The sequence below is a fragment of the Paenibacillus sp. MT86 genome, from assembly GCF_058792535.1.
Genome location: NZ_CM179499.1, coordinates 4034555 through 4047871, shown reverse-complemented (window position 1 = coordinate 4047871; position 13317 = coordinate 4034555). Strand labels below are relative to the sequence as shown.

The window sequence follows — 13317 nt, the reverse complement described above, 5'->3', positions numbered from 1 at the left end:
AGGCGGTCAGTTATGGTTTATTCGGAATCGTCCGCTGCGGGAGGAGCTGCGGCCGTGGTAGAGACACAATGTCCGTTTTGCAGCGTACAGTGCAAGATGACGGTTGAAGAGGAAGAGAAGAGCATCCCGGGACGGTTCAGGGCCAAGTATAAGGTGGAGGGGATACCGAACCTCGCTTCCGAAGGCAGGGTGTGCGTCAAAGGCATGAATGCGCATCAGCACGCAGCCCATTCGCAGCGGCTGCAGCATCCACTGATCCGTTCAAACGGCGAACTCGTTCCTTGCTCTTGGGATGAAGCGATGGCCGTGATTAGCGATCGATTTCAGGCGATATCCGAGAGATATGGTCCCGATGCCAATGCCGTCTACGGCGGCGGGTCCCTGACCAACGAAACGGCCTATTTGCTCGGGAAATTTGCCAGGGTGGCGCTCGGTACCCGGTATATCGATTATAACGGCCGTTTCTGCATGTCGGCCGCAGCTTCTGCCGGGAGCAAAACCTTTGGAATCGACAGGGGGCTGACGTTCAGGCTGTCCGATATTCCTCTTGCCCGCTGCATCGTGCTGGCCGGCACCAATATAGCGGAATGCCAGCCTACGCTGCTCCCTTACTTCAACCAGGCCAAGGAGAATGGGGCGAAGATCATCGTCATCGATCCGCGCAGAACCGCAACGGCCGCAATAGCCGATATGCATTTGGCGATCAGACCTGGGACGGACGCCATGCTGGCGGATGCGATGCTGAAGATGATCGTGGATGAAGGTCTCTTAGACGAAGGCTTCATTCAAGCAAGAACTACGGGATACGAGGAACTGAAAACCTATTTGGGCAGCTTCGATTTATCACGGGCTGCCGATTTATGCGGATTAGATGTGGAGCTGATCCGGGAGGCCGCCGTATCCTATGCTATGGCGGATACCGGGATGGTGCTGACGGCCCGAGGGGTGGAGCAGCAGACGGATGGCCATCTTGCGGTACGCCGTTATCTGAATCTGGTCTTGGCAACAGGAAAAGTCGGGAGGGAAGGCTGCGGATACGGGGCGATCACCGGTCAGGGAAACGGCCAGGGAGGAAGAGAGCATGGGCAGAAGGCCGATCAGCTGCCAGGCTATCGATCGATCGAGAATGAGGAGGACCGGGCATATGTTGCCTCCGTGTGGGGCGTTAAGGCTTCCAGCCTGCCTGGAAAGGGCGTCTCTGCCTACGAGATGATGGAGCTGATTCATGAAGGCGAAATTAAGTCGCTCTTCGTGATGGGGTCCAATCCCGTTGTTTCGAATCCGAATGCGGGGCTTGTGGAGGAAGGCTTGAACCATCTCGATTTTCTGGTGGTTGCGGATATGTTTATGTCCGAAACGGCCCGATTCGCCGATCTTGTCCTGCCGGTAACCTCCTATATGGAAAATGAAGGTACGCTTACGAATTTGGAGGGACGGGTTCTTCTCCGGAAGGCGGCGCGACAGGCGCCTGGGGAGGCGCGTCATGACTGGATGATTCTATGTTCGATCGCAGACAGATTGGGCAAGGGTGAATATTTTGACTTTCATGAGCCCGAAGAGATATTTAATGAGCTGAGGCTTGCAAGCAAAGGCGGCATTGCAGACTATTTCGGCATCACCTATGATCGGTTGCGCCGGGAAGAGGGAGTATATTGGCCGTGTCCCTCTGAAGAAGAATCGGGGACGGGGCTTCTGTTTCGGCAGTCGTTCGCCCATCCAAACAGAAAGGCCGTGTTTTCCGTGACGCCGGGGAATCCATGGGTGGGGGTGTCCGAGGAGTATCCGCTCATTCTGACCAATGGCCGTCTTCTGTCACACTACTTGACGGGCGTGCAGACCCGGAGAAGTCCTTCCCTGCTTGCACGCGAGCTTGAAAATTTCGTGGAGATCCACCCGATTACCGCGCAGCGTTACCGAATTCGCGACGGGGAGTGGGTGGAAATCGTGTCGGAGCATGGACGTTTTTCCGTACGCAGCAGGATTAAAGAAGATATAAGAGAAGACACGCTGTTCGTCCCGATGCATTGGGGCGGCGTGCAGAATGTCAATCATGCGACCCGGCCGGAGCTGGATCCGTTCTGCAAGATGCCCGGTTTTAAGACAGCTGCTGTCCGGATACGGTCATTGAGGTAAGGGTGATGCAACAATGAGTCCGTTCTTCATTGACAGGATGAATAAGGAAAATTATAATAGGAACAATTTTATATACAAACACAATGATTGGGAGTAGTAGAAATCGTTCATGGTTCAGAGAGCTGCAGCAATGATGAAATGCAGTCCATGAGGATTCCGAAGCTCGCCCATGAGTGGTGAGGCAGAAATGGAGTATGCCTTGACGTTTAGCCTTCGTGATCGGGCTTCAAGCGGATTTGATGAAGATCGGATCAAGTAGAGTGGTACCGCGCGGGTAGTTAGCCTGTCGTCTCTTATGGGATGGCGGGCTTTTTATATTTTATCGAAGGGAAGGGTTCATATGGTTAACGCGAAAGAGCGCGATTGTTTTATCTGTCGAAAGCATCGGGGAGAGATCCAGCTACCGGGGGGAGCGATTTATGAGGATGAGCTGCTCTACGTAGGCCATATTTCTTCCGATTCCAACGAAGCTTATCTGGGATATATTATGATCGATATCAAGCGGCATGTTTCGGGATTAGCGGAGCTGCGGGACGATGAGTCGGCCGCCGTCGGACGGATGCTGACCCGGGTGAGTCGCGCCTTGAAAGCATGCTTAGGCGCGGAACATATCTATTCCTTCGTGCTGGGAGATCACGTCCCTCATCTGCATATCCATCTGATTCCGCGTTATCCGAATACGCCCCCGTCTTATTGGGGGTTTGGAATCAGCGGCTGGCCGGAAGCCCCTCGAGGTGATGCCGCTCAGATCGAAGAAGTGTGTTCGCGAATCAGGCGTTGTATGGCGCAGGATGAGGTTTCCCCATGAGGCCCTATATCGTGAAGTGGCACGGCAGCTCCAGCATGTTCCTCGACGATCCGCAGACGATTGCGGTTTCCCATGGGGTACTGGGCCGGTATGGCGGCAGCTCGGCAGCCGGGGCGGATAAAAACGAGGATGGCGCTTATATCTGGATCGATGCGGAATCTGATTTGGAATTCGTCCTGCTGCTGGATGCCCATGAAACCGATGAGAGCGCCCAGCTCGTCTTATCCTATATCGATGGGGCCGCTTCCGAGATTGCTGGCATCCTCCGAGAGCCAATCGAGCAGTGTTTTCAAAACCTGCATGACTATTTGCTGGGCATGTTGACTTCCGAACGCTTTCGCGAGGATTGCAGGGGAATTGCGGGTGAAACTTCCTGTCTGCTATGCTGCAGACGCGAAGAATACTTGTGGTGGTTTAACGTCGGGGATTGCCTGCTTTATCTGCTTCATCCCGAATTGACGGCGCTCGGGCAAACCTTGCTCAATCAACGGAATTTCTACGAATGGATAGGGAAGGTAAACACCTTCGATAAGCAGGTCCCTTGTTATTCCACGGGCGTAAGAGAGCTGCGCTCCGGGAAAAACGTGATTGTATTAAGCACCGATGGCGCTTTAGATTGGGGACCGTTATTTCTGGAACATATGAAACAGCTGCGTGGCGTTGATCTGGAAAAAGGCGTGAAGGATTTCATGCAAATGTCGCATGAACGCGGGATCAAGGACAGCGTCACCATGATTGCATGGCAAGTGGAGCTCGAGCATCATCCCAGCTATCCATCCGATGGTTCAAGATAGGAAATGCATGCAAGGCATGATGAATTCAATTGAAAAAGGCTAGGAAACCCGGTCAATGACCGGGTTTCCATTGATTTAATTAAGCTGGTGCTGGAGATTTTTCGTCCACTGTTCATGAAGATCTTCCTTGGAAAGATGGAAGATGCCGTAATAATCATCCGGATTGCGAATGAATTGGTTCAATGAATCTAACCCGTATTTTTCAATCATGAACGCAACGATCAAATATGAAAACTGAAATCCTGTTTTGCCGAAATCCCAGGAATCATCATTCAGATCCTCGAAGCTTGGAAATGCCCGACTAAGAATAGCTTCGGTCGTCGTGCTTCGGATGAAGTCTTCCGACATCTGCTGAGCTTCGTACCCCCCGATGCCCTGACGGATCCATCTAGGTGCCAGCGGATTAATATCACTAATCAACCACATGGCATACAAGTGCAGGGTGGACCGGAGGATCGAGTGGTAGGTATGCTCGGGTCCCGGGTTCAAGGGCGAGACGATTTTTAACGTGCAGTTATCGAACGTGCCCATGAACCAATTAGGTGCATCGCTTTCGCCTACGGCTTGATGGAATGTGGGCAGGTCGGGATAAATTTCAATAACGATTTTGCGGGAAGGCTGATGATTATATTTCGCGGCCATCTGTTCTACATTATTCTTGAGTTCTTGAAACAGGTCCTGATGCACCTTGTTCTGATGATGATTTGCCTCACTTTTACTTTCAATGGATATCAAGTCGAGTATCGACATAATCGTGATGTCACCCCATTCTCTTAATTCTTTCTTCAGCTTCGCTAAGGACCGATACAATCGGTTTTTCACCGCACTCTCGCGCATGCCGACAATCTGGGAAATTTCCTGCAGCGTACAATCCACAAAAAATCGTAAAGATATGATCTGCTGATCCCGTTCGCTTAACTTCTTAAGCGCCGCTCCGATATCAATTCGAATATCAACATAACCTGCAAAATCAAGGGAGATGGACTGCGATTCAAAACGTGTAAAGTCATAAGGTTTTTCATTTTTTCGCGCTAAACTTCGATACTCATTTTTGACTGTGTTTTGAGCAATTTTGAAGATCCAAGTGAACAGACTGAATGTTCCGTTAAACTTATCAAGGTTCTCCATTGCCTTTAAAAACACTTGCTGGGTTAAGTCATCTGCCGCCGTCGGATTCAATTTCAGTGCGAGATAATGCCGGATCCTCGGGCGATATTCATCATACGTATCTTCAAATGTTCGTTTTGTTCCTTGATTATCCGGATAACCAGGGAGTTTGTCATGAGCTCTAGACATGGATAAGAACCTCCTCTTGACCTTACAGTTTATTAGACACCGGAGGTATGCAAAAAGCCACAGTGGAACGAAATATTCTCGGAATCTAGGTTTTTATGCATTTATATTCATCATCCTATAAAGGCACAAGAAAGAAAGGCGTTCTGTGCATATGATGTCATCATCATGGATATGGGAAGCGAGGTGATCCTTATATGCCTTCGAAACGCGCAAGGAAGTCCAGATCCGCTTCCAAACCGAGACCGCCGCAGCATTGGGTAGGTCAGCCGGTCGTGGTCGTTCTGAAGGACGGCAGCTATTACGTCGGCGAACTGAATCAGATCCAAGGCGGGGAAGTGACGCTATCAGGGCTCCGGGCCAACAATAAGATGCCGGCTGCGATTGCCCGAAGCGGAGACAAAGCGCAAATATCCGGATTTTTAAGCGACCTCTTTGGCGGACCTCCAAGCGCTGCGTCAGCCGAAGGAGCTGAGGAGGGAGTGGCGGCTGCGCCTGCAGGCCCTCTCGGCTTCCTGGGACAGATCGTGCCTCATATTAAACTGGGCATGAACGTGATAAAAGCCATCATGCCATTAATGGGAGTGTTGAAAATCTAACCAAGGGCAAAGGTCTGATCGAACAAAAAGAAGCTTGAACCCTCAAGCTTCTTTTTGTTATGCCGTTTGATACAAAAATCTCATGGATGCATCAAATCGAGATGGCACGCTTCATAATCGATTTGGCTTCCTGTGCAACGGCTTCGTCCTTATCGTCGATAGCCTGCATGAAGATGAGCATGGGGATATAAACGGCGATTAAACGAGCCAGCACTTTCGTTTCTTCGTCCACGCTGCCATAGGCTTCAAAAAATCCCTCCCTTGAAGCCGGAGGCAAGAAGCTGTAAGCAATGCTCAGGTCGCAGGCGGGATGTCCGATGCTGACGTCGCCCCAATCGATGATGCCGGAAAGCTTGCCTGTTTCGTCCACCAGCATGTTTTTGAAATGGAGATCTCCATGAATAAGAATATGTCGCTGCTTGGCCCGATCCAAGGAAATGCCGTGCAAATAGTCGGCGATCTCCTTCATTTCTGCATCCGTAAAATGGAGGGTAAGCCGGGCTAGAAAGTCCAGCATTTTATCCCTGCGCCCAGCGAGATCGGTCAGATTACGATGGTCCACCGCTACACCTTCTTGCTGCGCTATGTCCACGGGAAAGGCATGCAGGTTCTTCAGAAAGCGCGCGAGCGCTGCCGCCGACTGCATCCGTGTTTCATCCGTCAATCCAATCGGAAACGACCCGGAAAGATAGGTGTACCCCAGAAAAGGCGCGGGGTAGTCTGCGCTTTCTTTTCCGAAGAAAAGGGGCTTAGCATAGGGTAACGTTATGTAATTCGCCAGCTTGGGCAGGATTTTGGCTTCGGTTTGAAGTAAAGGGATGGCAAATGCTCTTCTGGGAAAACGAAACACATACTCTTCGCCGATGCGATAGACAGTATTGTCCCAGCCGCTGCCGATCTCTTGGATGGGTAATGAGGATAGCTGGGGGAATTGACGGTAAAGCAGCAGCCGGACTAACGGCTCCGTCACTTCCCATTCGGCATTCCAAGGATTTTGTCCCATATTCGTCTTCACCTCCATGAATGAATAATTTCCATAAAACGGAACACTTACTCAGTGTATCGGAATCCCATCGTACGGGCAACGGAAAGGACAGCTGTAATTGAACTTTACCGACCAATTTAGATATCTGTATCATAGTGATTCCTTTCACAATAACATTATTGTATAGTAGAAGAGAGATAAAAGTCACTTGCGGACATCCAGAAGACCAATAAATCGATGAAATGAAGGGATAAGTGTGCCATATTTACGTTTTAAAGGATTTTCAGAAGTTTTCCTCGAAGAAATAACGCCAACCGTGGTTGAAACATTCGCCGGTATTGTTCAAATTCCGAAAGAAATCGTGAAAATCGAACAGCTTCCATATCGGATCATTACGAATACGCCGTTATCCGTCGAAATCCTGATGTTCCAGCGGGCTCAGGAGACCCATGATGCGATTGCGGCCAGCATACACCAGATCCTGTCGGAGCACGGGTACCGGAACGTACATATATTCTTCGTGATTCTCAATCGGAATCTCTATTATAAAGAAGGCAGGCCATTAGAATAAAATAAGATATGATGAGTGAAAACAAGGATGCTAGAAGAGCATCCTTGTTTTTTTAATTAAAATGAATGATGGACTTTATGTCATATCTTCTTACCGTTATGATATATCAAAGAGATTATGAGGCATGGTAAGTGCATGGATAGGAGGAAACATGGACCGACTACAGGGCATTTTGAAGGAATATTACGGTTTGGCTCATCCCTTTATTGTACCCCAGCAGGGCGGTTGGGCTGCGCTTGCTTACAAAGTGAGTAACGGCGCACAGGACTATTTCCTGAAAGTTTATGAGAAAAGCCGGGCCTCCACGCCCAAATTGACTGCGCTGATTGACGATTATGTTCCGATCCTGCTGTGGCTTGAGGAGCATAGTCGATTAAAGGGCAGCATTCCGGTGCCGATGCTGACGACAGACCGACGTTATCGATGCGAGGATAACGAAGGCATTTATTTGTTGTATGAATATATCGACGGGGACACGATCGCAGACCGCAAGCTGACGGAGAATCAAGTGAGACAACTGGCAGAGATCATCGCTGAGCTCCATCGTTACGGGGAGGATTTTCCGCTGGTGACAAGTGCCATGACGGAAAGCTTTACGGTGCCTTTTCTTGGTCAGCTAAGGGAGGCGCTGGACGCGGGGAAGCCGGATGACATCGGGGAAGTCATGAATCCCCATATCGACTGCTTGATGGGTTTGATGCTTGAAGTGGAAGCGCTGTCCGAAGAGCTGAAGAAACGCGATCTTCGCCTGGCGCTGTGCCACACGGACGTGCATGCCTGGAATCTGATGTCGGATGGTCAGCAATTGATATTGATTGACTGGGAGGGGCTAAAGCTGGCGCCGGTCGAAGCGGATATGATGTTTTTTGTCGCTGAACCCTACTTCGAATCATTTATGAGGATTTATAAAGAAACGCAAAGCGATTACGAGATGAACAGCGAGGCGCTGACGTTTTATCAAGGCAGACGTAAATTGGAGGATATCTGGGAGTTCATGGAGCAGCTGCTATGTGATGTCCAGAATGACGAAGAACGCGCGTCCACGCTTCACAGCCTGAAGAAAGAGCTTGAAGAGATCACGATGTCGAAATCCTAATCAGCGTTGGGTTTCAATATGTAAAAAGCCTCCTGGCAGAGTTCGGGGCATCTACCAGGAGGCTCTTGCTTGGCTTGTCCATTGGAATGGTTCACATGACGTATTTTGCCAGCACCCAACAGAGCAGAGCCATAAACCAGGAGACAAAACCGAAGATCATCACGATTTTGTTCTCGCTCCAGCCGTACTTGAGACTGAAGTGGAAATGGATCGGGGCCATCCGGAACAGGCGCAGCTTGGTCCGTTTGTAATACCATACCTGCAGGATAACCGAAAGCTGCTCCGCCAAATAGATCAGGAACAGCAGGGGAATCAGAATTTCGACCTTCTCGATCACCGCAAGGAATGAAAGGGAGCCGCCGATAGCGAGGGATCCCGTATCACCCATAAAAGCCCGGGCCGGATGAATGTTGTAGAGCAGCAAGCCCAGCAGACAGCCGATCATGACCAGCGAGAACATCTGAACCTCCGGTTTATCGGAGATCAGGAAGAAGAAAAAGTAGGTCGGAATGGCCACATTGATCAACAGTCCGTCCAAACCATCGGTAAAGTTGATGGCATTCGCCGAGCCTACAATGAACAGCAGCATGATGATAATGTAGACGCTGATCGGCAGGTGAAGCTGGAATCCGTTGAAAAGCGCGATATCACTTGTCAGCGAGAAGGACTGGAACAGGACATACAATAATGCCCCGGTAAACAGGAACTGAAGCACAAGCTTCGTTCGGCCGGATATTCCGGACGGGTCCTGCCACGCCGCTTTTTTGAAGTCGTCCATAAACCCGATCGAGCTGAACAGAAGAAAGGTGGAACATAAGAAAACAGTCAGCGGCGTAGGTTGAAACTGCAGCGACATCCCAATGCCAATCAACAAAATAAGGCCAGCCATCAACGGCGTCCCGCGTTTGGCTTGATGATCGGGAGGCAGCTCGGTCCGGATCGGCTGCGTTAGCTTTAAGGTGCGCAAACCCCAGATGAGCAGCGGCGTAAATAGCGTCACTAGCAAAAACGATAGTCCGGACACACCCAGAAATCCATTCATCTCATACACATCGCTTTCTATCCATTTCCGTTAGTTCATTGTATTTCGATGGAATGGACAAATATTCCTTCAAATTTCTAGAATTGATAAGTGCCGTTAATGGACAAGCGTTCGTCAGACCATGGCCGCCATTTCTCGTGGAATGTAGGGATACCAATTCAACATCCACCACATCGGAGCTTACAACGTCGATTGCGGCGATTGGAAGCTCTTTTTGCTTTCCAATAATTAGGTTGCTGCTATAATGAGAGGATGGAAATGTGAGATAAAAGCTTATTGTAGTCAAGTCCATCGATTTCACACTTTTGTACAACAGCAAAATTATGGGATGGGTCACGAGAACATGATTCAGAGTTATTCCGTGCACTTACTTCATAGGAAATGTTCCCATTCCTATGTTAATCAAGCGCTCAGCGCGATCAAATTCTATGTTCAAAATGTACTATTGCATGAGGAGACAGTCTCTTATGTTCGCCCTAAGAAAGAAAAGAAGTTGCCGAATGTGTTATCGATGAACGAAGTGATGTTGATCTTATAAGTACTCCATAATTTTGGATGTTCCCAGGTCAACACCCAGAGCACCATATAACTGAACGAACGGTGCAAAAAGTGTTTGAACAAGCACGTACTGCCTCTGGAATCCAGAAAAAGGTTAGTATTCACGCCTTACGCCATTCATTCGCTACCCATCTGTTGGAAGGTGGAATTGACATTCGCTTCATTCAAGAGTTGCTCGGTCATCAAAGTGTACGCACCACCGAAAGGTACACACATGTGAGTGTAAAGGACATAAGAAGGATCAAAAGTCCGTTAGATCAATTGGAAGAGGAGATTCCGGGAGAAATCGTAAACATGATTGGTGAAGGAGTGTTCTCGAACTTCGTAAACACCTCCAGAGATGATATTTTTGCGAAGTTCGTGAAAAAGACGTTATCGGAAAACAACGCAAAAAAGAAAAATACAAAATTCTATTAAGAGATATAATGAGGACTCCAGAGAATATTAACCTGACTTGAGGATGAAAGGAGAATTTTGGTGATTAACAATCTTGAAATATATGATTTTCTTTATCAAGCAGACGTTTCCGCTCCATTAGCAGTATTGATGTGTGGAGTGGCTGGATCGGGAAAAACAACATTTGCTCAACGACTAGAGCAGAGGGGCTTTGTACGTCTCTCCATTGATGAAGAAATTTGGGCTACAAATGGTCGTTACGGAATTGATTATCCAGTTGAAATCTATGAGCAACTAAAAGTTGAAGCCGAATTAAAGCTGCGTAATGAACTAGTAAATCTTTTGAATGATAAGCGCAATGTGGTTATTGATTTCAGTTTTTGGCAGCGGAAGAGACGGAATGAATATAAAAAGCTAATTGAAGATGGAGGAGGAGAGTGGAAACTGATTTATTTGAAAGTTCATCCTAATGATTTACGTGAACGACTTCGCATTCGGAGCCAGCGATTCGATGCTAATGCTGCGTTTACAATAACAGAAGAAATATTATCTTCATTCCTCAAGGGTTTTGAAGTGCCTTCTGGAGAAGGGGAAATTATCGTAGAAGCTAAAGAATATTAAAGTGAACTAATGGTGTAGGAGTTTCAATGAAGGCGCTGACATCCAATAACATTATATTCACGCATGCGGAGCCTGGTGGCTCCTTGGTCCGCAAGAAGAGATCGGCATGGGAGAGGAAGCAGCGGACACATCCGCACCGACTTAAGGCTGCTGGCGCAGCCTTAAGTCGGTGCGACGTCGTGAATATGGGAACGTTATCGGAAACCTACGCGAAACTAAAAACACAAATCTTATCGGAGGTTATTATGTCAGATCCGATTATTGTAGTACCTTATGATTTTTCGTGGAAACAAGAATTTAAAAGTATTGGTTTAGCGATTCGACAAGCACTTGGCGAGCTAGCTATTCGAATAGATCATATCGGCTCAACTTCTATAGAAGGATTAGATGCAAAACCTATTATTGATATTCAGATTTCGGTCCGATCATTCGAACCGATAGAAATATATAAAACTAAACTTGAGAACATAGGATTTATCTATAGATATGATAATCCTGACCTAACAAAACGATATTTCCGTGAAAAGCTTGGAAGAAAACGAATTCATATCCATATAAGAGAATTTGGAAGTTGGTCTGAACAATTTTCACTCTTATTCAGGGATTATCTTCGGACTAATGAAGATGATTGCAGAAAATATGCGGAAGTGAAAAATGATTTGATGAAACAATATCGAAATGAGCGGGATTGATATGTGGAAGGCAAAGAACCAATAATTTGGGAAATCATGAGCAAGGCCAGTAAATGGAGTCAAGTTACTGGTTGGAAACCAGGAAAGACCGATATGTAAGTATATCGTAGAAGGCGTAGATATCATATAACATTGCATTCACGCTGCGGGACTTACAGCCCTTGGTCCGCAGGCGGGATCTCTCCTTCGGAGGTTCGTGAATGCGGTAACGTTATATGAAATCAGCGCAAAAAGGGAGGTGAAAATCCTGGAAAGACTAAGGGGATTTTTTAAATTATCATGGATATTAATCATTATATTTGTTGTGTCTATACTGGGATTAATCCTCTATTTCACTTACCCATTAAAGATTCAAAATGTATTACAACATACAGATAATATTGAGAGAATTCATGTTACTTTTATTTCTAATGGTAACTCTTCTGAATACTTGTTAACCAAAGATCAGGGGATAAACTTTGATAGGGCAATTCAAATATTGGATTCGATTACATACACTAGAAAATTAAATACTTTTCGAGGCGGGGTTGGTGATTTAATTATCATGACAGTCTTTTATAGGGAAAAGGATGGAGTAAGTAATAACTACTTTGTTGATATTCGTGAATTGGGGATCATTATTAGTCATGAAAAGGAATATAGAATGAATGGGGATTCAAAGGAAATAATTAATAAACTTGTTGATTGGATAATGAGTCAATGAAAGTAAACTCGAGGATGGCGCAGACTCCATATAACACCGTATCTACGCTGCGATCCATTCGGCTCTTGGTTCGCAAGAAGAGCTAAGCAGAGAAGTGGATTCATCGAACAACCCTGCGAGGCCTAAGTCCGTCGGACTCAGTCGCTGGCGCTCCTTTAAGCCTCTCGGGTTCGTAGATACAAGAACGTTATCGGAAATCAATGAAAAAACAGATCCGCGTTTGAACCAAAGAGCAGAATAATGCAACAAGAAAGATCGCTGACCCTGCGAATACAAACAATATCATCTCCGAAGACTTATATAAGTACGAGAAAGAAATTATTCAGAAAAAGGCGAGAGAAAGTCGTTCTCAAAAATACTGGAAAGACATTATATGGTAGGGACCTATTATGACTAACAAAGTGAATATGAAAGAACTATTCCTTGAAATGCAGCAAGAAATGATTATGAAACTAAACTTACTACGCAAGCATATTACACATGCTCCTACCAAGGGGAATGCGGTTGAATCAAGTTGGATTGAGTTTCTTGGTACTTATTTACCGAACCGATACTGCGTAGATACTGCCTTCATTGTGGATAATACTGGGACACGCAGTGATCAGATTGATATCGTCATTTACGACCAACAATACTCACCTTTTGTCTTTTGTCATGCTGGTGTTAAGTGCATACCTGCTGAGAGCGTCTACGCAATCTTTGAAGTAAAGCAAACGCTAAACAAGCAAACATAGTGTATGCGGCTGAGAAGGCAGAGACGGTTCGCGCTCTCAATCGCACGTCCGTGCCTATCGTTCATGCTGGTGGAACTTATCCACCAAGACCAGTTTTCGAGATCGTAGCTGGTATAATTACCACATCCTCCGACTGGACCCCACCTTTCGGAAAGTGACTGAAGAGTTAAAGTCGTGGCAACGCCTCAACATCGGCTGTGCATTGGACAGCGGTTCATTCCTCCTAAGACCGGATGGGACATTTGATACCAGTTCAAAGGAAGAGACTTTGATTTTCTTTTTTATTAAATTG

15 protein-coding genes and 1 other annotated feature are annotated in these 13317 nt (G+C 47.1%); of the genes, 12 read left to right on the top strand and 3 right to left on the bottom strand.

What is annotated here, in order from left to right:
* Nucleotides 1-12 precede the first annotated feature (12 nt).
* From nasC to AC3RCL_RS17870, 3 genes are all read left to right on the top strand, one after another.
* Nucleotides 13-2133, top strand: coding sequence for an assimilatory nitrate reductase catalytic subunit NasC (gene nasC, locus AC3RCL_RS17880; protein ID WP_492531124.1), 2121 nt, complete (start codon nucleotides 13-15; stop codon nucleotides 2131-2133).
* A 74-nt stretch (nucleotides 2134-2207) separates the two neighbouring features.
* Nucleotides 2208-2430: a binding site (T-box leader), on the top strand.
* 43 nt (nucleotides 2431-2473) lie between these two features.
* Complete coding sequence (locus AC3RCL_RS17875) at nucleotides 2474-2941, top strand: HIT family protein (RefSeq protein ID WP_192572280.1); 468 nt, start codon at nucleotides 2474-2476, stop codon at nucleotides 2939-2941.
* A complete protein-coding gene (locus tag AC3RCL_RS17870) occupies nucleotides 2938-3735 on the top strand; it encodes a PP2C family serine/threonine-protein phosphatase (RefSeq protein ID WP_492531122.1) in 798 nt (265 codons plus the stop codon). The genes AC3RCL_RS17875 and AC3RCL_RS17870 overlap by 4 nt, the downstream gene beginning before the upstream one ends.
* Nucleotides 3736-3810: 75 nt before the next feature.
* Here the strand turns inward: AC3RCL_RS17870 and AC3RCL_RS17865 are convergent, their stop codons facing one another.
* The gene (locus AC3RCL_RS17865) at nucleotides 3811-5031 is read right to left on the bottom strand and encodes an RNA polymerase sigma factor (RefSeq protein ID WP_492531120.1); all 1221 of its coding nucleotides are present in this window, start codon (nucleotides 5029-5031) and stop codon (nucleotides 3811-3813) included.
* Between the two features lie 194 nt (nucleotides 5032-5225).
* On the opposite strand from AC3RCL_RS17865, the gene AC3RCL_RS17860 reads away from it, so the two are divergent.
* Nucleotides 5226-5627, top strand: a complete 402-nt coding sequence (locus tag AC3RCL_RS17860; protein WP_192572277.1) for a hypothetical protein — start codon at nucleotides 5226-5228, stop codon at nucleotides 5625-5627.
* Nucleotides 5628-5718: 91 nt separating this feature from the next.
* On the opposite strand, the gene AC3RCL_RS17855 is transcribed toward AC3RCL_RS17860, so the two are convergent.
* The gene (locus tag AC3RCL_RS17855; RefSeq protein WP_492531118.1) at nucleotides 5719-6630 is read right to left on the bottom strand and encodes an aminoglycoside phosphotransferase family protein; all 912 of its coding nucleotides are present in this window, start codon (nucleotides 6628-6630) and stop codon (nucleotides 5719-5721) included.
* A 238-nt stretch (nucleotides 6631-6868) separates the two neighbouring features.
* Here AC3RCL_RS17855 and AC3RCL_RS17850 point away from each other — a divergent pair, with 238 nt between their 5' ends.
* Both AC3RCL_RS17850 and AC3RCL_RS17845 read left to right on the top strand, forming a co-directional pair.
* The gene (locus AC3RCL_RS17850; RefSeq protein ID WP_192572275.1) at nucleotides 6869-7183 is read left to right on the top strand and encodes a DUF1904 family protein; all 315 of its coding nucleotides are present in this window, start codon (nucleotides 6869-6871) and stop codon (nucleotides 7181-7183) included.
* Between the two features lie 151 nt (nucleotides 7184-7334).
* Nucleotides 7335-8279, top strand: coding sequence for an aminoglycoside phosphotransferase family protein (locus AC3RCL_RS17845; protein WP_492531115.1), 945 nt, complete (start codon nucleotides 7335-7337; stop codon nucleotides 8277-8279).
* A gap of 91 nt (nucleotides 8280-8370) precedes the next feature.
* Here AC3RCL_RS17845 and mraY read toward each other — a convergent pair whose 3' ends face one another.
* Nucleotides 8371-9321, bottom strand: coding sequence for a phospho-N-acetylmuramoyl-pentapeptide-transferase (gene mraY / locus AC3RCL_RS17840; RefSeq protein WP_492536398.1), 951 nt, complete (start codon nucleotides 9319-9321; stop codon nucleotides 8371-8373).
* Nucleotides 9322-9565: 244 nt separating this feature from the next.
* Between mraY and AC3RCL_RS17835 the strand changes: the two genes are divergently transcribed.
* The 6 genes from AC3RCL_RS17835 (at nucleotide 9566) to AC3RCL_RS17810 (ending at nucleotide 13025) form a co-directional block, all read left to right on the top strand.
* A complete protein-coding gene (locus AC3RCL_RS17835; protein WP_492531113.1) occupies nucleotides 9566-9859 on the top strand; it encodes a phage integrase N-terminal SAM-like domain-containing protein in 294 nt (97 codons plus the stop codon).
* 71 nt (nucleotides 9860-9930) lie between these two features.
* The gene (locus AC3RCL_RS17830) at nucleotides 9931-10296 is read left to right on the top strand and encodes a tyrosine-type recombinase/integrase (protein WP_492531111.1); all 366 of its coding nucleotides are present in this window, start codon (nucleotides 9931-9933) and stop codon (nucleotides 10294-10296) included.
* Nucleotides 10297-10356: 60 nt separating this feature from the next.
* Complete coding sequence (locus AC3RCL_RS17825; RefSeq protein ID WP_492531109.1) at nucleotides 10357-10896, top strand: P-loop nucleotide/nucleoside kinase family protein; 540 nt, start codon at nucleotides 10357-10359, stop codon at nucleotides 10894-10896.
* A gap of 245 nt (nucleotides 10897-11141) precedes the next feature.
* Nucleotides 11142-11588, top strand: coding sequence for a GrpB family protein (locus AC3RCL_RS17820; protein WP_492531107.1), 447 nt, complete (start codon nucleotides 11142-11144; stop codon nucleotides 11586-11588).
* Nucleotides 11589-11784: 196 nt separating this feature from the next.
* Nucleotides 11785-12291 carry a hypothetical protein gene (locus AC3RCL_RS17815; RefSeq protein WP_492531105.1) on the top strand — a complete coding sequence of 169 codons (507 nt, stop codon included), beginning with the start codon at nucleotides 11785-11787 and terminating at the stop codon, nucleotides 12289-12291.
* Nucleotides 12292-12680: 389 nt separating this feature from the next.
* A complete protein-coding gene (locus tag AC3RCL_RS17810) occupies nucleotides 12681-13025 on the top strand; it encodes a DUF6602 domain-containing protein (RefSeq protein WP_492531103.1) in 345 nt (114 codons plus the stop codon).
* Nucleotides 13026-13317: the final 292 nt, after the last annotated feature.